Source organism: Clostridium sp. CM027 (genome assembly GCF_024730565.1).
Taxonomy (GTDB): domain Bacteria; phylum Bacillota; class Clostridia; order Clostridiales; family Clostridiaceae; genus Clostridium_AD; species Clostridium_AD estertheticum_B.
This window is the reverse complement of the sequence record NZ_CP077725.1, coordinates 1,187,539-1,208,800: the sequence shown is the minus strand read 5'-3', so window position 1 is coordinate 1,208,800 and position 21,262 is coordinate 1,187,539. Positions and strand designations below refer to the sequence as shown.

General features: G+C 31.5%; 18 protein-coding genes and 1 other annotated feature. Of the genes, 16 read left to right on the top strand and 2 right to left on the bottom strand.

Annotated features, from left to right (window positions below):
• The first annotated feature begins 155 nt into the window (after window positions 1-155).
• From KTC92_RS05785 to KTC92_RS05735, 11 genes are all read left to right on the top strand, one after another.
• Window positions 156-863, top strand: coding sequence for a lantibiotic protection ABC transporter ATP-binding protein (locus tag KTC92_RS05785; protein WP_220286954.1), 708 nt, complete (start codon window positions 156-158; stop codon window positions 861-863).
• Window positions 863-1,588, top strand: coding sequence for a lantibiotic immunity ABC transporter MutE/EpiE family permease subunit (locus tag KTC92_RS05780; RefSeq protein WP_220286953.1), 726 nt, complete (start codon window positions 863-865; stop codon window positions 1,586-1,588). The genes KTC92_RS05785 and KTC92_RS05780 overlap by 1 nt, the downstream gene beginning before the upstream one ends.
• A 1-nt stretch (window position 1,589) precedes the next feature.
• Entirely contained in the window at window positions 1,590-2,333 is a 744-nt protein-coding gene (locus tag KTC92_RS05775; protein ID WP_220286952.1) for a lantibiotic immunity ABC transporter MutG family permease subunit, read from the top strand.
• Between the two features lie 12 nt (window positions 2,334-2,345).
• Window positions 2,346-2,849 carry a NisI/SpaI family lantibiotic immunity lipoprotein gene (locus tag KTC92_RS05770; RefSeq protein WP_216303016.1) on the top strand — a complete coding sequence of 168 codons (504 nt, stop codon included), beginning with the start codon at window positions 2,346-2,348 and terminating at the stop codon, window positions 2,847-2,849.
• A gap of 117 nt (window positions 2,850-2,966) precedes the next feature.
• Complete coding sequence (locus KTC92_RS05765) at window positions 2,967-3,626, top strand: response regulator transcription factor (protein WP_216303017.1); 660 nt, start codon at window positions 2,967-2,969, stop codon at window positions 3,624-3,626.
• Window positions 3,617-4,990, top strand: a complete 1,374-nt coding sequence (locus KTC92_RS05760) for a sensor histidine kinase KdpD (RefSeq protein WP_216303018.1) — start codon at window positions 3,617-3,619, stop codon at window positions 4,988-4,990. Before KTC92_RS05765 ends, KTC92_RS05760 begins: the two co-directional genes overlap by 10 nt.
• 740 nt (window positions 4,991-5,730) lie before the next feature.
• Entirely contained in the window at window positions 5,731-7,206 is a 1,476-nt protein-coding gene (dltA, locus tag KTC92_RS05755) for a D-alanine--poly(phosphoribitol) ligase subunit DltA (RefSeq protein ID WP_216303019.1), read from the top strand.
• Complete coding sequence (dltB, locus tag KTC92_RS05750; RefSeq protein ID WP_216303020.1) at window positions 7,207-8,352, top strand: D-alanyl-lipoteichoic acid biosynthesis protein DltB; 1,146 nt, start codon at window positions 7,207-7,209, stop codon at window positions 8,350-8,352.
• A gap of 14 nt (window positions 8,353-8,366) precedes the next feature.
• The gene (locus tag KTC92_RS05745; protein WP_220286951.1) at window positions 8,367-8,606 is read left to right on the top strand and encodes a phosphopantetheine-binding protein; all 240 of its coding nucleotides are present in this window, start codon (window positions 8,367-8,369) and stop codon (window positions 8,604-8,606) included.
• Complete coding sequence (dltD, locus tag KTC92_RS05740; protein WP_220286950.1) at window positions 8,606-9,799, top strand: D-alanyl-lipoteichoic acid biosynthesis protein DltD; 1,194 nt, start codon at window positions 8,606-8,608, stop codon at window positions 9,797-9,799. Before KTC92_RS05745 ends, dltD begins: the two co-directional genes overlap by 1 nt.
• Window positions 9,800-10,307: 508 nt before the next feature.
• Window positions 10,308-11,720: a sodium:alanine symporter family protein gene (locus KTC92_RS05735; protein ID WP_216303763.1), complete on the top strand. Its 1,413-nt coding sequence runs from the start codon at window positions 10,308-10,310 to the stop codon at window positions 11,718-11,720.
• Between the two features lie 167 nt (window positions 11,721-11,887).
• On the opposite strand, the gene KTC92_RS05730 is transcribed toward KTC92_RS05735, so the two are convergent.
• Together KTC92_RS05730 and brnQ are read right to left on the bottom strand one after the other, a co-directional pair.
• Entirely contained in the window at window positions 11,888-13,273 is a 1,386-nt protein-coding gene (locus KTC92_RS05730; protein ID WP_220286949.1) for a peptidoglycan binding domain-containing protein, read from the bottom strand.
• Window positions 13,274-13,733: 460 nt separating this feature from the next.
• On the bottom strand, window positions 13,734-15,071 hold the full coding sequence (gene brnQ / locus KTC92_RS05725) for a branched-chain amino acid transport system II carrier protein (RefSeq protein WP_220286969.1): 1,338 nt from the start codon (window positions 15,069-15,071) through the stop codon (window positions 13,734-13,736).
• A 110-nt stretch (window positions 15,072-15,181) separates the two neighbouring features.
• Window positions 15,182-15,436: a binding site (T-box leader), on the bottom strand.
• Window positions 15,437-15,741: 305 nt separating this feature from the next.
• On the opposite strand from brnQ, the gene KTC92_RS05720 reads away from it, so the two are divergent.
• The 5 genes from KTC92_RS05720 to KTC92_RS05700 all read left to right on the top strand — a co-directional run bounded on the left by KTC92_RS05720 (window position 15,742) and on the right by KTC92_RS05700 (window position 21,136).
• Window positions 15,742-15,897 carry a hypothetical protein gene (locus KTC92_RS05720; RefSeq protein ID WP_165412254.1) on the top strand — a complete coding sequence of 52 codons (156 nt, stop codon included), beginning with the start codon at window positions 15,742-15,744 and terminating at the stop codon, window positions 15,895-15,897.
• 224 nt (window positions 15,898-16,121) lie between these two features.
• Entirely contained in the window at window positions 16,122-17,117 is a 996-nt protein-coding gene (locus KTC92_RS05715; protein ID WP_258280707.1) for a LacI family DNA-binding transcriptional regulator, read from the top strand.
• Window positions 17,118-17,302: 185 nt separating this feature from the next.
• Entirely contained in the window at window positions 17,303-18,679 is a 1,377-nt protein-coding gene (locus KTC92_RS05710) for a sucrose-specific PTS transporter subunit IIBC (protein ID WP_253198238.1), read from the top strand.
• 36 nt (window positions 18,680-18,715) lie between these two features.
• Window positions 18,716-19,684 carry a carbohydrate kinase gene (locus KTC92_RS05705; protein WP_220286948.1) on the top strand — a complete coding sequence of 323 codons (969 nt, stop codon included), beginning with the start codon at window positions 18,716-18,718 and terminating at the stop codon, window positions 19,682-19,684.
• 6 nt (window positions 19,685-19,690) lie between these two features.
• Window positions 19,691-21,136, top strand: coding sequence for a glycoside hydrolase family 32 protein (locus KTC92_RS05700; RefSeq protein ID WP_220286947.1), 1,446 nt, complete (start codon window positions 19,691-19,693; stop codon window positions 21,134-21,136).
• Window positions 21,137-21,262: the final 126 nt, after the last annotated feature.

The window sequence follows — 21,262 nt, the reverse complement described above, 5'->3', positions numbered from 1 at the left end:
TTACGTGGATGGCTGATGTATCTGTATTTCAGTAACAGCAAGGCGAAGTGTTCACTCTAAGAATTCAATTAGTAGTAGGAAAAAATAAAAATCCTTATAGAATCCTTATAATTACTTAGTATTATAAAACTATAGTAAACGAAAGGGTGATGAATATGAATAATTACATTTTACAAACAAAAAATCTTTGCAAGACTTTTAAAAAACAGCGTGCAGTAAACAACATTTCGCTGTCCATTGAGAAAAATTCTGTCTATGGATTGCTAGGCCCGAATGGTGCCGGAAAATCAACTCTATTAAAAATGGTTACGGGAATGCTTCATCCAACATCAGGAGAAATAATTTTTGAGGATCATCAGTGGAGCAGGAAGGATCTTTCTAATATAGGAGTTTTGATTGAATCTCCACCTCTTTATGAAAATCTTACGGCCGTTGAAAACCTGAAAGTACGAACTATTCTTTTAGGACTTCCAGATTCCCGTATTAAAGAAGTACTGGAAATTGTGGATTTAACGAATACAGGAAAAAAGCAGGCAGGACAGTTTTCTATGGGAATGAAGCAAAGGCTTGGAATTGCAATTGCACTACTAAATAAACCCAAATTGCTAATTTTGGATGAGCCTACAAATGGCTTGGATCCTCTTGGAATACAAGATTTACGTGAGTTAATACGTTCTTTCCCGTCGCAGGGAATGACAGTGATCCTCTCCAGTCATATATTGTCTGAGGTTGAATTGATTGCAGACCACATCGGCATCATAAGCAATGGGGTACTCGGGTATAACGGCAAAATTAATCCTGGTGAAGATTTGGAGGTGCTTTTCACAGAGGTTGTGAAAAAGAACAGGAAGGAGGATTTATAATGCTTAAATATTTACAGGCTGAAAATTTAAAGTGTAAGAGAACATTTATAAAAAAACTGATTTTTATTGCACCTATGGTTACTTTGCTATTTGCATTTATGTCCGGAAACGGGTTTCAATTCAATAGCTTTAATTGGTGGTACATGATGATTTTGCCGGGATATATTTCAATAATGGCAGTAATGACTAACGAAAAGGAGCAAAAAAAGTTACGCTATAGGGCTGTATTTGGTCTGCCGATTTCTTTAAAAAAGGTGTGGATTTCAAAAGTTTTGGCAAATGGGATTTATATGACTTTCTCATGTATGGTTTTGCTAGTTGGAATTCTTTTAGGAGGTTATCTAATTTCCAATACCGTACCGATTTTTCGCGCATTTGCCGGAGCTGGTTTGATTGCAGTTACATCTTTATGGCAGATTCCACTTTGTATGTTTTTAGCGAAGAAACTGGGAATGCTAGGGACAGTTTTGATAAACGCTGGAGTTGGAGCTGTATTAAATGTTATGGCTGTAAGTACATCAATGTGGTGGATTTGTCCTTATAGTTGGACGTCACGTATTATGTGTTCGGTTGTTGGGAGTTTGCCAAATGGAATGCTAGCGGAAATAGGAGATCCGCTACGAAATCCAGTCGTGATTCCAATTGGAATTATGCTGTCCATTATTCTGTTTGCTTTGCTAATGATTGTTACCGCTAATTGGTTTGAAAAACAGGAGGTTAATTAATATGATTGCTTTAATTAGGTGTATAAAATCGGATTTTTATAAATTAAGACATACTTCTATTCTGTGGATTCATCTACTTATTCCGCTAGCGGGAGCATTCATGTTTTTGGCATATTATAGTTCATCTTCATGGAGCGCATTAAAAAAAATAAGTGGGTATTTGGAGGTCCTAGCAATTGCATTTCCTTTGCTCATAGGAATAATCAGTGGGATAGTAATTGAGCAGGAAGAGCAAGCTGGAAATTTTCAAACACTACTGTGCAGTACAAAATCAAAATGCACCACGTATTTGAGTAAGCTAATTGTGTTACTTTTATTGGGAAGTTTTTCTATTATACTTGCTGTAGGAACATTTGCACTTGGATTCCAAACAATGCCCAATATATTTTACTTGAAAGCCGCAGGAGCATTAGTAATAGGAAATATGTTTCTTTATATCTTGCACGTGTTCATAAGTCTTCAATTTGGAAAAGGAGCTTCCACAGGGCTTGGAGTTTTCGAAAGTCTGGTTTCTGCTCTGATGCTTACTGGTCTTGGAGATAGAGTGTGGCATTTTATTCCATGCGCATGGAGTGTAAGATTTTGCGATAACCTCGTTGTAGAGTGGGGCAAGTATTCTACAAGCGCTTTTGCAGTAGTTGATACGAAGCAAGGAGTATTTATCATGTTATTTACCGTATGTATAGCTTCTGTTGCAAGTTTATTTTGGTTCAAAAGGTGGGAAGGAAGAAAGTCATATGAATAAGGAGGAATTATTATGAAGATAAAAAAAATATTGAGGCCTTTGCTTGCAGTTTTGTTTTGTACATTAGTAATAGGGTATTTTGCAAAAGATACTATAATTAAAAAAGTAAGGACATATGCACTTAAAGATAAAATTGTTTGCAAGGTCAATGCTAAAAATGCTACGCAAATCAGTTATAAGGAAATAACTTATCAAATTTCAAATGTTTCATTGGACCGGTCTAAACTTGGGGGATGGAACGGAATTATTGACAAAGTGGCAGTTCTTGATAAAAATAATTGTATAATTTCGCAAAAGGAAATTGATTTGTCTGCCCAATTAACAATAGAGGATGTAAAAAAGGATCTTCCCCAAAATGCAAAGTTTATTGTATCTTTTCAAAGTGTTTGTTCAATAAAAGGTATAGATAGTAAAGAAGCCATCGCCGTCCAAGTTGATAACAACTTTTACAAAGCGATGCCTGTAGGAAGCGCGTCTACTGATAAAACAGCCATCAAATTATCTCCTGCGGAGTAAAAATAAAAGTGCTTATAATAAGCTTCGCTATGATTTGGAATTTGTGGATAATATAAGTTGATTTGATAATATTTTGACGTTATACTAGTTATAGACAACATACGAGGAGTGAGGAATATGGCAAAAATTCTGGTTATCGATGATGAACCTGATATTCTGGCTTTAATTAAAAATATTCTTCAGAAAGATAATCATTTGGTAACTACGGTTGTGAATCCTGAAAAAATTTTAACTAGTGAATTTTCAAACTTTGATTTGATTTTACTTGATGTCATGATGCCGGGTATGGATGGATTTACTTTTTGTAAGGAGATTCGTGGTATTGTAGACTGTCCTATTATTTTTCTTACAGCAAAAACTATGGAAATAGATATTATGTACGGGTTAGGGCTTGGCGCGGATGATTACATTACAAAACCATTTGGAGTGGGGGAACTAAGAGCCAGAGTAAATGCTTATCTTAGGCGGGAAAACCGTGAAAGGCGAATTACTCTTTGTGTATCCGGGGTGAAGTTTGATTTAGCTGGTAAGGACATTTTAGTGGATGATAAAAAAATTCCTTTTACCAAAAGTGAATATAACATATGCGAATTTCTTGCCAGAAATCAAGGCCAGGTTTTTTCAAAGGACAAAATATACGAAGGTGTTTATGGGTATGATGGAGAAAGTGACAGCTCAGCTATTACGGAGCACGTTAAAAACATACGGGCAAAGATAGCTGTGTTTGAACTGTCACCAATTGAGACGGTATGGGGGATAGGGTACAAATGGAAGTAAAGAAAAAAGCTTTTACGTTAAAGGCGGTCTTTTTTAAGTATCTATTAATTTTAGGAGTTACATTTATTGTTTTCGCAGGAGTATATATGGGAATTTTTAATCTAGGCGTAAGAAATGGTGTGATTCTTATACCGAGTTACTGCGAGGATTTGGCTAGGAGCGCTAAACCATTACTTGCATCTACACCGAAAATCACAGAAAACATGATACCCTATGGATGTAAATTTGCTGTTTTCGATAAAGAATATCAGGTTGTAAAAACAAATTTAGAGGGTCAGGACTTACTTACCGCAACAGAATATGCTAAGGGTACTTACCTTAAAAGTGTAAGCAAAAAGAACTACTATTTCATTGAAAGGGAAGATGGGTTTTGTGTTTTAGAGTACTATGTTCAAATGAGCTACCAATCTGAGTTTTTAAATAAGCATTTACCGGATCCCGAAAAAATCATGATTATAACTTTTGCCGCTTTATATTTTTTCATTATTTTAATCATTACTACTATTTATGCGAAAAACCTAAATAAGCATCTAAGGCCCCTCCTGCAAGCTACTGAAAAAATCAAGGAGCAGGATTTGGACTTTGACATAAAATGTTCAGGAATTAAAGAATTCAATGATGTACTTTTATCAATATCAGACATGAAAACAGAATTAAAAAAATCATTAGAACAGCAATGGAATATAGAACAAGCAAAGAAGGAGCAGATTTCCGCTCTTGCCCATGATCTTAAAACTCCACTAACAATTATCAAAGGAAATGCTGAATTGCTGTCTGATTCAACATTAGATAAGGAGCAACAGGAATATATTGATTATATTTCAACAAATACAAGGCAGATTGATCAGTATATCAAAACACTGATTGATATTTCAAATTCAGAAAAAACTCTTTTTCTACAACTGGAAAGAATAGATTTTGAAAATTTTATTGGCACAATTCAAGAGCAGCTTGAAGCCATTGCAAATACCAAGGGACTTAAAGTTGAGTTTACTAAAACTTATATTCCTAGGTCGATTATGATTGATAAGTTGCTACTTCAACGTGCCATTATGAATGTTATTTCAAATGCGGTGGATTACTCCCCAAGTAACGGAAAAATTTATTTTGAGGTAAAATCCATGGATAATAAAATAAGATTCATTACAACAGACGGTGGAAAGGGTTTTTCAAGCGAGGATATCAAATCAGCCACAAAACAATTTTATATGGGTGATTGTAGCCGCGCATCGAAAAGTCATTATGGGATAGGGATGTACATTACCCAATCATTTGTAAATCTCCATGGGGGGACCCTCCATATGGATAATTCACTTGTAACTGGTGGCGCACAGGTAACAATAGAGATTCCAATTTGTGAATAGGGGATTGGTGATTTTTTTGACAGCAAGTTCAGAATATAATAATTAAAGCTACAGGTCTTTCTAAAGGGAAGGTCATACAGATAAAGAAAGTCCTCAAGCGATTGAAAACCAATCATTTGAGGGCTTTTTTAAATAAGCATAGAATTTTTTTTGTTTCTATTTTACTATAAAGTAGAAAGGGTCTACAAAATTGAACGATATTACAGAGTATTTTAGTTCTCTTTGGTAAGTTGTATACTCTAATCTTAAGAAATCTTAAGGTTTAATTACAATTTTCTTAAACTCCTTCTTGTAATATAAGAAAGCAAGGAATATGCATTTTACTTTGTTGAAAAATTTTAAACGGTTTATCTGCCAACATGATGGAGCAAAAACCATTACAATTTAATATTATATTTATCTTGAAATTTTCGGATATTTTATATTGCAATATACAATTTTATTTATTTTTTTACTTTTATGTATACATTTGTACCCAATATGCCTTATAATTACATGGGAAGTTTTACATAGAGTAGCGTTATACCATAAATTGTAAGAGCGAATATAAATGGAGGCAAGGGAAAGTGGATAATTAAGCAAAACGAATGTATGTGTGTAAACAAAAACATTGAATTATGTTAAATAGAATGTTTAGAGTTATTAATATATTTAGATTATATAATGTACATAATTATTGCTTAGCGAATAGGAAATAAAAGAAAACATAGATTTTTGAAATATAGAGAGGAGGCACATTTATGGACTTTATTGATAAAATCGAAAGTTACAGTACTGGCGATAAAGTAGCTCATATGTATAGGAATAGTAACTTAACCTATAGGGAATTAAAAACAAAATCTGATTCACTTGCTGTAAATATTATAGATTTATTTGGAAAAGATAAAACTCCAATAATAGTTTTTGGACATAAAGATCATTTAATGCTTATCTGTTTTTTAGCTTGTGTAAAAAGTGGACATGCATATATTCCAGTGGATAGCTCAACACCAACTACAAGGCTTAAAGATATTGTATTTATTTCTGGTGCTAAACTAATTATAAACACATCAGATGATTTAATTGATATTCCAGCAGAAACAATATTGAATAAGAGTGAAATAGAAGAACATTTATTACAACATGGGAATAAAATACCAAATATAGGTTATAGAATTAAGGATGAAGAAGTTTATTATATTATATATACTTCAGGAAGTACTGGTAATCCAAAGGGAGTTCAGATAACTAAAAATTGTATTCAAAGCTTCATTGATTGGAGTATGGATTTAACTGATAAAAAAGATAAAATATTTATGAATCAAGCACCTTTTTCTTTTGATTTATCTGTTATGGATACTTATTTATCATTGGTTTCTGGTTCAATACTATATAGTATTGATAAAGAGATGATAGCTAATTTACCTGAGCTTTTTATTGATTTTAAGTCTTCGGGAATTACAACTTGGGTTTCCACTCCGTCCTTCGCAGAAATGTGTTTACAAAGTGAGCAATTTAATGAAAAGTTATTACCCAAATTGAGGCAGTTGTTATTCTGTGGAGAAACACTTTCTAAGGAATGCGTAAGAAAATTATTCGAAAGATTCCCTAAAATTAAAATAATAAATTTCTATGGGCCAACAGAGGCAACAGTAGCAGTAACTGCAATTGAAATAAAGAAAGAAATGCTTTTAAGTAAAGAAAAGCTTCCAGTTGGGTACGTAAAAAAAGACTGTGAAATAATCATAGAAGAAAATACAAATGAAATATTAATAGTAGGTGATAGTGTAAGTATAGGGTACTTTGCTGAGCCTATTTTAACAGAAAAAAATTTTTTTGAAAAAGAAATTTTAGATGTTAAAAAGAGGGGATACAGGACCGGAGATACGGGTTATATAGTTAATGGTCTATTATATTATGAGGGACGAATAGATAATCAAATTAAACTTCATGGTTATAGAGTGGAAATTGAAGATATTGAAAACAATATAAGAATACTTCCTTTCATTAAAAATGCAGTTGTAGTACCTATTAAAGAAAGAGGTAAAATTAAATATTTAGCAACAGCTGTAGTGCTAAATGATAAATATGAAGGAAACATAATTATCTTAGTTAAAAATTCCTTGAAGGATTTACTGCCTTCATATATGATACCTCGCAAAGTAAAGGTAGTAGAAGTTCTACCGATAAATGGAAATGGAAAAATCGACAGAAAAAAGATAATGGAGGAATTTTAAATGCTTCCTTATGGAGATTTTTTGTATTTCTATATAATGATTTTAGTGCTAATTCCAGCAATTGTTGTTGGTTTGCTTGGCAAAAGGATAAAATGGTATGGACTACCGGCTAGCTTATTTATGATGTATTTAATTTTTGGTAAATCAAAACAGCAAATTAAATATTTAATTATATTTTTTATAATGGAATTTTTGTTAATTATTATTTACAGCTTTATAGTGAAAAAGTTTAAACAAAGATGGTTACTTTGGATAATGATATTTATAGGCCTGTCACCTTTAATCTACTCAAAGTTTAGCAATATACTTATACACAGAGAGCTTGGATTTCTAGGGATTTCTTATTTAACTTTCAAAGTTATTCAGATGTTAATACAAATTTTTGATGGGTATATTACCAAAATAAATATTTTTGATCTTGCTTATTTTATGTTATTTTTTCCAACATTAAGTTCTGGACCCATTGACCGCTCACTTAGATTTACTGAGGAAAGCAATAAGGTTATAAAGCCCAGACAATATGTTGAATATTTAGGTGATGGACTATTTAAGATTCTACAGGGAATAGGTTACAAATTCTTAATAGGATATTATATACAACAACATTTTATTAATGTAATATCATTAAGACCACACACTTTAATAAATGCAACTAAATATATGTATTCTTATAGCTTTTATTTGTTTTTCGATTTTGCCGGTTACAGTTTAATTGCAATAGGCGTAAGCTACATAATGGGAATAAAAACGCCTGAAAACTTTAATCTTCCATTTATAAGTAAAGATATAAAAGATTTTTGGAACAGATGGCACATGAGCTTATCTTTTTGGTTTAGAGATTTTATTTATAATAGATTCGTAATGACTGCCATTAAGAAAAAGTGGTTCAAGAGTAGATATACAGCTTCCTACATTGGTTTCATGATAAACATGATAACCATGGGGCTATGGCATGGGATTCAGTTGAATTATGTTGTTTACGGTGCCTTCCATGGGATTTTAATCATAGTTACAGATTATTTTCAGAGAAAAGTACTCTACAAAAAAATCAAAGGAAAGGGTTATTTTAAAATTGCTTCGACTTTTGTAACTTTTAATTTGATATGTTTTAGTTTTTTAATATTTTCAGGATATTTATTTAAATAGAAGGAGGAATTTATATGCAAGAATTAATTTATAGTATATTAGAAGAAATTACTGGTGAGGATTTACATAACGAAAGTGATGTGAATTTATTTGATAGCGGAAGATTGGATTCATTAGGAATTATTGAACTGATTGTAGAATTAGAGGATAAAGCTAAAATCAAACTTGATCCTGCAATTGTTGAAAGAGGAGATATAGAAACACCAAACAAAATTATTGAATACATTCAAACTCTCTCTGAATGTAGAATGTAATGAAAAAGGTCATAGCTTTCGCTTGTTCTATTATTATTAGTATTGGTTTTTTATTTTGTTATCAAAGCTATTATAAAGGTCTTATTTCAAAAAAATATTATGATAAATTCGGAGAAAATTTATCTGCATATAAATTTAAAAGCGTAGCACTTCAAAGCATGGGAGCAAGACAAGGTGATAATCTTTTTATGTTTGGTTCCTCTGAAGTTGTAAAGACTACTGCATATTCTACTCATCCAATTAAAGTTTTTAATGATAAAAAAAATGGTTTCCAAATCAATCTTATAGGACAAGGAGGTTATAAATCCTTAGTACATACTGCTAATTTTGGAGCAATTGGTAAGGAACTTAAGGGGGAAAAAGTGGTTTTCGTACTTTCTCCACAATGGTTTTTAAAGAACGGCATTAATGAAAATGAGTTCGAAGCCAATTCTTCTGAAGCACAGGTATATGGATTTTTGTTTAATAAGGATATTAGTTTAACTACAAAGCAAGAGTTTTCTAAAAGAATAATATCAATTACTGACAAAAAGGCCAATAAACACTTTGATATTATGAGAGACTACTGCTCTCTTTATAGTAATAATGACTTATTAAGTACATCTAAGAGATATTTGATGACTCCTTATTACAGGATAAGATACGAGCAATTAATGTTAAAGGACAATATAAATAGCATTAAATATCTTAAGCCTAAACTTGCAAAATATAATGCGACGCAGCATACAAATATTAACTGGAATGCGGAATTAAAAAAAGCTACGGAGATTGCCGAATCAAAGTCTAATAATAATAAATTTGGTATGGACAATAATGCGTATAAACACGCGATTAGAGGAAATCTTCATGAAATAAAGGGGTCTATGAAGAAGGACTCTTATAAAGTATCTCCAGAATATGAGGATTTTAAATTGTTGCTAGATGTTTGTAAAGAACAAGGAATTAAACCACTATTTCTAAATATTCCTGTAAACGGCGAGTGGTATGACTATGCTGGATTTAATAAAAATGATAGGCTAGCTTATTATAAAAAAATAAACACTATGGTTAATTCCTATGGATTTGAGGTTGCTGATTTTTCAAAATATGAAAATGAAAAGTACTTTCTAATGGATAGTTCCCACTTAGGCTGGAAAGGTTGGGTATATGTTAATGAAGCTATTGATAAATTTTATAACAAAAATGAAAACTAATATAATTTTTATGACAACTATTTATATTATTGTCATTTTAGGCTGTAGTTATGTATTTTTATTTCAGCCAGATGTTAAAATTTCTTATATATATAATCAATTTTAAAGCTAGACAATTATGCATGCAGTACTATCTATATGTAACATTCTAAATAATACAAAAACCCCTCTGTAGCCTCTGTAGCTACAGAGAGGTTTTTTAAAAACATATGGCGTTTACTTTAGCGCGAATTGAAAATGGTGATAATATTAATAAGAATTTTGCATTTTGCATAAATAATATATTCATATTTTTGTTAATAAGAAAAAAGGTTTAAAGTTTTTAAAAAAAAATATTCATTGTATATAACCAATTTGAAGCTACATTATCTAACATAACTTTAAAAACATTACTTTCGGAATATTCTAATTTTTGGGTTTTACGTTTTTCTGTGGTACAATAACTTTGAATTTAACTCATACATATCTATAAAATATTAAATTTACAAAAGAAGGGGAGGATAAAATGATGAACTTTTTACAAGCAATTATCGGAAAGACAAATGATATTCTATGGTCCTATATACTTATTGCACTACTTATTTTTATGGGGCTATATTTTTCTTTTAAAACAAAATTTGTTCAATTTAGATATTTAAAAGAAATGATTTCTCTTTTAACTGAAGGTGTGGGGAAATCTATTTCTAAATCTGATAAAAAGAAAGGTACATCTTCATTTCAAGCATTTTGCATAAGTACTGCTTCTAGAGTTGGAACTGGAAATCTTGCTGGAGTTGCTATTGCTATAGCGCTTGGTGGTCCTGGTGCAATATTTTGGATGTGGCTAATTGCTTTAATAGGCGGTGCTTCTAGCTTTGTTGAAAGCACTCTAGCTCAAATTTATAAAGTTAAAGATAAGCATGGCTATAGGGGCGGGCCTGCATACTATATGGAAAAAGCACTTAATAAAAGATGGATGGGAATTGTTTTTTCTATATTAATTACAGTATGTTTTGGTCTTGTATTTAACTCTGTTCAATCAAACACTATATCACTTGCTTTTCAAGAAGCTTTTGGTGTTAAAACTGTAATTACTGGTTTAATTTTATCAATATCTACAGCAATTATAATTTTTGGTGGAGTTCAAAGAGTGGCTAAGGTTTCAGAGATTATTGTTCCTATAATGGCTGTTGCATACTTGTTAGTAGCTATATTTGTTATTCTTAAAAACATTTCTTCGCTACCATCAGTAATTTCACTTATATTTAGAAGTGCGTTTGGTTTTGAACAAGCTTTAGGCGGTGGTGTAGGTGCGGCAATGATGATGGGAATTAAACGAGGACTTTTCTCAAACGAAGCTGGAATGGGAAGTGCTCCTAATGCGGCAGCAACAGCAGAAGTAACTCACCCTGTAAAACAAGGACTGATTCAAACTTTAGGAGTATTTACAGACACAATTTTAATATGTAGTGCAACAGCATTTATAATATTATTATCTGGAACTTATACAACTAAAGGATTAACTGGAATACAGCTTACGCAAAATGCTTTAAGCTCACAAGTTGGGGCTTGGGGAAGTACCTTTATTGCTGTATGTATATTCTTATTTGCATTTAGCTCAATTGTAGGAAATTACTATTATGGCGAAACAAATATAGAATTTATTAACTCAAATAAAATATATGTTTTATTATATAGAATTACTGTTGTAGGTATGGTTTTTGTTGGCTCTGTAGTAAAGATTCAAATAGTTTGGGATTTAGCGGATTTATTTATGGGCTTAATGGCAATAATTAATTTAATCGCTATATTCCAACTTGGTAAAATTGCTTTTGCAGCATTAAAAGACTACACCTTCCAGAAAAAGCAGGGTAAGAATCCTGTATTCACAAAGAACTCTATTGAAGGATTAAAAAATGTGGAATGTTGGGATGAAGAATAATTTCCTATTTTTTAAAAATCTATGATTTTAACGACATTTCAGCACTGCAGGTGATGATTTAATACCTCTAATCTAAAAGCAAATCAAAAAAACGCAAGTTAACTAACTTGCGTTTTTTTGATTTGCTTTTAATGGTAAACATATTATAAAAAGACTTTATTAAATCTCTAGTTATAACAAATAACCGGAGTATTAACATCAATATTATTATATATCGTCATTGCAAAATCGTCTGATGCATTTATACAACCATGAGAACCATTTGTCAAATATACATTTCCACCAAAGGAGTGTTTCCACGGTGCACCATGTATTCCAATACCATTATTAAATGGCATAAAGCAATTGACAGGTGTATTGTAACCCGGTCCCTTTAAGCTTGTATTTTTTGCTTTATCTTTTAATTTATAAACACCTGGTGGTGTTGCTGTATTTCTGCTTACATCACCAGTAACAACATCTCCATCTACAATAAGAGCACCATTCTTATAAAACCACATATGCTGTTCTGTCAAATTGATCTCCACATAGGTATTCCCGATATCATTTACACCATGAGATACTGCGGTTTGGGCATACTTGGGTTGCTTTGTTATGGTTTGTCCACCTTTTATAGATACAATTAAATCATTGACTTCACCTGTGCGATCAACTAACCATCCATAATCGCCACCGCTAACCTTTGCAGTTGTTCCGAATGATGTAGCAAAATCTCTTTCATTGCCATAGGTATTATAATGATTGGCCAGTTCACTTACATAATCTTTCATTTTATTTTCATCAAATGAAATTGCAAGGTTGTCATTAACTACTAGCCAATTGTGTATTATAGAACCGTCTAAAACTTCCTTACCTCCAGTAAAGGTATAAGTGATTTTTGAAGCTACATATTTATCAAGCAAAATTTTAGTGTTTTTAACTTCTTTGGAACTTGAATTATATTTTGGATTAATGTATTGATTTGTTTTCTCCAAATTTATTGTTGTTTCGCCTTTGAGAATTGCATTTACTACATTTGCATACAAATGCTTGCTATTGATTTTGTTTCCCATAATTTCTTTTACGATCACATAGCCGGTATCTGAATATTTAAAACTAGGATTTTTAGGTTTAATTGCTTTCTTGTTATCAAAACAAGAGAGTTTATCAAAATGTTTTTTTAATAGTTTTTCATCATAGGTCACTATGTCAGGTAGTTCAGAAGCTTTTGAATTAAAAACTTCATAAATCCACGCAAAAGAATTCTGACTGTCTTTTAAAACTTGAATTTTATCCTTTGCATTATATTTAAGTCCAATGTCAGCAGCTTTAAGTTGTTCATTCACACCACTTCGTTCTTGAAGGTTCAGTGTATATGTTTTGCACTTTGATAATAAGGCTTTATCTAATTCATCTACTGTTTTACCAGAAGCATTTATGCCATTAATTACAGAACCAAAATAAAAATGGTTATTAAAATATATTGACATACCTAAATATAGAACAAAGATAATAGAAAAAGAAATTATACTAATGCGAATAGATTTTTTGTGTTTTATTGTTTGTATTTCCATGAGGCACCTCTTTTAATGTAAATTTAGTATTTCATATTAATCATATTCCAATATGTAGGAAATGTAAAGTAACCTTAGCGAATATTTTTACATTCATGTAAAATATTCGTTAATAAAAGCAAAGATTAACGAATTGTGCTCTAACGCCTCACTTAGAGTAGTGGAGGACTTTCCTTCTGAAATGTGCTAAAGTAATTCACTTAAATTTGCAGTTGTAAGATCAATACTGTTATTTTTCATACTAAAAAAGACCCCTTAACTAATTATTTAATGAGACATTAAAATTAGTTGGCGCTCCGTTAATTAAACAATATGAAATTTAAATAGTATCTTTGCAATGATCTACTAGATTAATTATATCACAACAAGTTTTTATTAGCGAGTTATGAAGGAAAAGGAAAAATTGTACTAGACAAAAATTAAAGGAATGCACACGGTTGTGGCATCCCCTTGAATCTTATTATTTATTGTATTTATTTAAAGAGATTTCTTTTGAAAAAGAAAAATCTTTTACCATGCTAAAAGACCATCCTATTACAGCACCAACTAACGATGGAACTACCCAAACAAGACCCTGCTTAAATAAAGGTATAGAACTCAAAAATGACATTTTAAGTCCAACTTGATCTAATGAATCAAATATACTAAAAACAGCAGTAAATAGCATGCTGAAAGAATATACAGAGCTATAACCTTTAAATAGGTTATGGGAGAATGCAAGTACAATAAGTACTATCGCCATAGGATATATGACTGTTAAAACAGGTACAGATATACTTAATAGTTTAGTTAAGCCTACATTTGCAAATAACATACTAAATAGTGTTATTGCAGTAACCCAAATTTTATAGTTAACCTTTGGAACCATCCTTGAGAAGTATTCACTACATGATGTTATAAGACCAACACAAGTTGTAAGGCAAGCAAGTCCAAAAGTTAAACCAAGTATTATAAGACCATTTGCATTAAAAAGGTAAGATACTACATTTGTTAATGTTTGCGCTCCATTTTTTGTAGCACCAAATCTAGTTTGAGCAGCAGCGCCTAGGCATGAAAGCATTAGATATATTACAGTTAAAACAAGACCAGCTATAAGTCCAGCTTTTATTGTATAGGAGCTTAAAGCTTTTTCATCTGTAATTCCTTGTTTCTTTAAAACTAATGCAACAACTATACCAAAATTAAGTGCAGCGATGGCATCCATAGTCATGTATCCATCCAAGAATCCTTTTAACACAGGAAAGCTAGCATAATCTCCAATTGGAGCATTGAAGCTACCAATTGGTTTTACTAAACTACCTATAAATACAATTAATATAAGTATTAAGATAGCAGGGGTTAGTACCTTCCCAAAACGATCCATTAATTTATTAGGATTCATACTTAGCCAAAAAGCTAAACCAAAGAAACACAATGTATATAGAAAAAGAGGTAAAGCTCCACCAATAACTGATGCTGGTAAAAATGGTGCTATGCTTGTTTCAAAAGACAAACTTGCAGCACGAGGTATGCCTAAAAATGGTCCTATTGATAAATATATTAACAATGTGAAAACGAGCGCAAAGGGTTTATTAACTCTGCTAGCTAAATTTTGAAGACCATCAGCTTTTGCAACAACAGCTACAGCCAGGATCGGTAGACCTACTGCAGAGGCAAGGAAGCCAGATAACGAAAATAAAAGATTTGTACCTGACATTTGTCCAAGTACAGGAGGGAAGATTAAGTTTCCAGCTCCAAAAAACATTGAAAATAGCATTAAACTAACTAGCATTAAACTTTTTCTTGATAATTTATTCATAGTAATTCCTCCATAAATATTATTTTTTTTAAATTTTGGTATTATATCGCTAATATCAATGTCGCTATCCACTAAACCACCCCCTTAAAATAAAAAAAGCCCGTCCCTATAAAAGGGACGAGCGAGTATGCACGTGTTACCACCCTAAATCTATTAAAATTATAATGAATAACTTTAATAGCACTTAGCAAGATACCAATCGATATCTGTTCCTTGTAATGGTGGACAACCATTAAACCTTATTATATTTCAGGTTTACTTCTCAGAGATGATTTTCGGATATAGACTGAACGTTGACTCTCACCAAATGTCAACTCTCTTTAGAACAGATACTAAAACGTACTCTTTCTCGTCATCAAATTATAAGTTATATTAAAAAAGAATATATCATATTAAAAAAGAATTGTCAATAAATAAATAATATTACTATTAAAACTGACCCAGTTTTTGACAACAATCTGACTCTTTATAAAGATTGGAAGTAAAGATAATTACTTTTTAAATATTAGTTAATAGGTGTCACTCAAAGGATTGTTTTTAGGGTATAATAGATTAATAAAATAATAAATCATACCTTGAAAATATTTACTATTAATATTAAATTAGAAGGTAGAAGTTAGTTTTTTTATATATAAAAGATGTAAAAAATAAAGAAAAGAAGGTAAAAAATATGAAAAATAATATAAACAAAAACATGGAAATAATGAAAAAAATTATTGAAGAAAAAAAAGCGAAATCTTCAAGTCAAAAGAATGCTAAGAGACCACCAATTTATGGACCACAAAGTCCAGCATCTGGTAATGGTGGAGGATTAGTTGGTAGATAATCTATAAGTATAAAATGGAAATTATCATAATTAACAAGGGGATTTGTTCAAATTCCCTTGTTAATTATTTTTTTTCTCTAATATTAATTTTTAACTTATACCTCCCAATACAAATACGCCCCCTTTTTAGTAGCTGTCTTAAAGTTCATTAAAAGGTTGATTATACATAGGAGTAAAAGTATACTATATAGATAAGAGTAAAATATATTTAGTTGGTGATAATTATGAATATTATAGAAGTGGCAAAGTTAGCTGGTGTATCTAAGTCTACGGTATCTAGGTATTTAAATGATGGATACGTCAGTAGTGAAAATAGATTCAAAATACAAGAGATAATAGAGAGTACAGGATATACGCCTCTTCGTCAGGCTAAAACTCTAAGAACCAAAATAACAAACCTTATTGGCGTTATTGTTCCTAAAATAAGCACAGAAACTGCTTCTAGAGTTGTTGAGGGGATATCAAATGAAGTATCTAAATATGGTTATGATATACTCATTGCAAATGCAAATTTAAGTGTAGACAAGGAAATTGAGTATTTAGAGATATTTAAAAACAATCAAGTAGACGGCATAATATTCATGGCAACAAAATTAACAGAAAAGCATTTAAGGATTATGGCTAGTATAGAATTTCCAATGGTTGTAGTAGCTCAAAAAACTGAAAATTTTCATTGCGTTTATTATGATGATTACAATGCGTCTAAGGACATGGTTAAGCTACTTTTAAACAAAGGGCATACAGAAATAGCATTTATAGGAGTTACTGAAGAAGATATTTCTGTTGGGTTTGAAAGAAAAAGAGGCTATATGGACGCATTAAAAGAATATGGTGTTTCATGTAAACAAGAGTTTTTGAAAAAAGGTGATTTTACTATGGATTCTGGGTATAAATTAGCAGCGGAATTAATGGATCAAACTGAAAAACCAAAAGCAATTTTTGCTGTAACTGATAATATAGCCATAGGAGCAATGCAATACCTCACAGAGATAGGATACAAGATCCCTGAAGATATATCCATTTGTAGTATCGGAGATTCAAAAATATCTAGAGTAGTAACTCCTAAACTTACAACAGCGCATTATTTTTATAAAACAGCTGGAGAAAAAAGTGCAGAAATAATGATGGAGTTGTTAAACAAAAATATAGACTATGTAAAAGAAAATGTAAAAAATATTAAATTAGGCTATAGACTTGAGGTAAGAAATAGTATAAAATGAAAATGTAAACATTTAAGTAGCTTACATTTTTTTATTCGTTATGGGAACGATACCATAAAATTTAAGATCAGTCGTTAATATTGTAGCTCCGCAGGAGAAGATTTAATTAAAACTTATTTTTTTATTCGTTATGGGAACGATACCATTATCATTAAACAATTTATAATTATAAAGGGGGAAGTATTATGAGTAAGGATATGTTATTCAAGAAAACTTCTAGTGAAATATTAGAACTTATAGGTGGAAGGGGAAATATAGACAGTGCAGCGCACTGTGCAACTCGTTTACGGTTGGTTCTAAAAGATGAAAGTCTTATAAAAAAAGATAAAATTGAAAATTTAGAGTTAGTGAAAGGGAGCTTTTTAAATGGGGGACAATACCAAATAATATTAGGTCAGGGTATTGTAAATAAAGTCTATGAACAGTTTGCTTTAGAAGCAAATATAGATGAAGTTAGTACTTCAGATGTAAAAAGAGATGCTATGAAAAAGCTAAACCCAATTCAAAAGATAGCAAGGGTATTATCAAATATATTTGTTCCTATAATTCCTGCAATTGTAGCATCGGGACTATTAATGGGAACATTAGGAGCACTAAAGGCTTTTGGTCTTGAGTCATTGTCCGGGACTTGGTGGTGGTTAATGCTAGATTGGTTTAGTTCATCAGCATTTATATTCCTCCCAATATTGGTAGCATTTAGTTCAGCAAAAGAATTTGGAACTAATTCATATTTAGCGGCTGTTATTGGGGGAATAATGATTCATCCTGAACTTCAAAATGCGTGGACAATAGGTGGCGGGTATAAGTCTATGCGAATATTAGGTGGGATAATAGATATGCCACTAGTAGGATATCAAGGAACTGTCATACCAATTTTACTTGTAATTTGGATTATGAGTCTTATAGAAAAAAGAATTAGAAAAATTGTTCCAGAAGTACTAGATATATTTTTAACCCCATTTTTAACTGTTTTAATAACAGGATTTTTAGCATTATCTATAGTTGGACCTTTTGCAATGGTTATAGGGAAAGGAATAAGCATGTTCTTAACTGTTGCAATTGGTAAATTCGGGTTATTAGCTGGAGTATTATTTGGTGGAACTTATTCAATTATAGTTATGACTGGAATTCACCATAGCTTCCATGCTATTGAACTTTCATTATTAGCCGATACAGGAGCTAATACATTACTTCCTATATGGGCAATGGCAAACTTTTCACAAGGTGGTGCTGCACTAGCTGTATACTTTAAAACAAAGAATGCAAAAACAAAAGCTATAGCATTACCATCTGCTTTAAGTGCTTTTCTTGGAATAACAGAAGCTGCAATATTCGGTGTTAATTTAAAGTTTAGAAAACCATTTTTAGCCGCACTTGCAGGTGGAGCTGTTGCAGGCGCTTATGTAGTATTAACAAAGGTAGCTATGAATGCTATAGGATTAACTGCAATTCCAGGACTTACTATAGTAAAACCTGATTCAATGGTTAATTATATAATTGGATTAATCATAGCATTAGTTGTTTCATTTGGTACAACGTATGTTTTAGGTATAGAAGAATAATAATAAATAAGATATTAAATAAGGAGTTGCTAAATAGTGAAAAAGGTTATTTGTATAGGCGAAGCTTTAATAGATTTTATTCCGTGTGAAAAAGGGATAGCCCTAAAAGAAGTTAATAGCTTTTTAAGAGTTCCAGGAGGAGCCCCCTTAAATGTTGCAGCTACAGTCGCTAAACTTGGTGGTAGGAGCAAAATACTTACAAAACTAGGGAATGATGCATTTGCAGATGTAATAGTAGATGCTGTAAAACCATTAGGAGTAGATGTATCAAGTGTTTTAAGAACCAATTTAGCTAAAACAGCACTAGCCTTTGTTTCGCTAAACGAAAATGGGGAAAGAGATTTTTCATTTTATAGAAATCCAAGTGCGGATATGTTGCTAGATGAAAAAGAAATAAAAGACAGCGATTTTGGGGAAGGAGAAATACTTCATTTTTGCTCCGTTAGTTTAATAGATGCTCCAATCCAAAAGGCTCATAGAAAAGCTATAGAATATTGTAGCGAAAAAAACGGAATTATAAGCTTTGATCCTAATATAAGGTTACCTTTATGGAATAGTGAAGATGAGTGTAGGCAAGCAATATTGGAGTTTTTGCCAGAGGCTCACATATTGAAAATAAGTGATGAGGAACTCCAATTTATAACAGGAATTCAAGATGAAGAGACTGCACTAAGTAGTCTATTTAAAGGTAATGTAGCTATTGTTATTTATACTAAAGGTAGCAGTGGTGCAGAGTTTATTGTAAAAAATAAAAAAGTGTTTTCAAAGGGATTTACTATAAAAGTTGAAGATACTACAGGAGCGGGAGATTCTTTTATAGGCGCATTTTTATATCAAATAGCAAGCATGGATTTATCATTAAAGGATATTTTGGGCTTAGATGAAGACATAATTAAAGAAATGTTAAACTTTTCAAATGCAACAGCAGCCTTCGTAGTTTCTAAAAGAGGGGCTATTGATGCATTGCCTAAAAAAGAACAAGTATATAACATTATGAAGAAGTAGCTAATTATGAAAAGAAAAATTGAATTATTAAATGAAGAAATAGTTGTAGCAATAAATAATGTTAAAGACATAGTAAATGGAGATAAATGGGCATTAAAATATCACATTATGCCTAAAATAGGATGGTTAAATGATCCTAATGGATTGTGCTATTTTAAAGGTGAATATCATGTGTTTTATCAATACTCACCACTCGATGCTAGAGGTGGATTAAAATTTTGGGCACATTATAAATCAAAGAATCTCTTGAGGTGGGATGATTTAGGAATAGCCTTATATCCAGACAGTGAATTTGATCGTGATGGAGTTTATTCGGGATCAGCCTTAGTAGAAGGAGACGAATTATATCTATTTTATACTGGTAATGTAAAAGAAGAAGGTAACCACGATTATGTACTTACTGGTAGGCAGCAAAATGTGATTTGTGTAAAGAGTCTTGACGGAATTAATTTTGGCGAAAAGAAAGTAGTATTAACAAACAAGGATTTTCCTGAAAATTTTACATTACATGTTAGAGACCCTAAGGTTTGGAAGGAAAACAATAATTATTATATGGTATTAGGTGCAAGAGGAAAAGATAATAAAGGTTACGTGCTTTTATATAAATCTAAAGATTTAGTGGATTGGAATCTTCAAAGCACACCAGCGGGAGGATTAGAAGGATTAGGGTACATGTGGGAATGCCCAGATTTTTTCACACTTGAGGAGAAAGATGTTTTGATCATATCACCACAAGGAATTTCTGTAAAAGGGTATTTATATAACAATATATATCAAAGTGGATATGCATTGGGAAGCTTTACTGAAAATAAGAAGAATTTTAATTATGAACAATTTATAGAATTAGATAGAGGGTTTGATTTTTATGCCCCTCAAACTTTTAAGGATAATAAAGGTAGGCGCATAATGATAGCGTGGATGGGGCTTACTGATGTAACTCAGTATAGTAATCCTACTATAAAAAACTTTTGGCAACATGCTTTAACTATGCCTAGAGAGCTTTTTATAGTGAATGAAAAACTTATACAGAGGCCTATTAAAGAAATGGAAGAACTGCGAAAAAATCATATAGCTTTTAAAACCAGCATTAACGGAGAAAAAGTATTTAAAGAATTGAAGGGAGAGATTTTAGAATTAAAACTAGATGTAGAGAAGCTTTCTGGCGATTTTCAATTAATTATGAGAAATGACTGCAAAGTGATATTCAATGAGGATGAACAAATCTTTGAGCTTTCTTTAGGGCAGAGTGGATACGGTAGAGTGAATAGGATAGTCAAATTAGAAAAATTAGAATCAATATGGATATTTTCAGATACATCTTCTATAGAAATATTTATAAATGGGGGACAAGAGGTGTTTACCACAAGATTTTATCAATGCGAGGAAGATGAAGGAGTAAAAGTAACCTGTAATGGAATTGTGTCTATAAATAAATGGGATATTAGGACTTGATTGGGAATGTGTTTATAATAAGCATGAAAAGAAAATAAGTTACTACTTAGGCATAACATATAGTAAATGCCTGAGTAGTAACAATTATAAATACCCCTTATTATAGAGAAGATCTATATATATTTA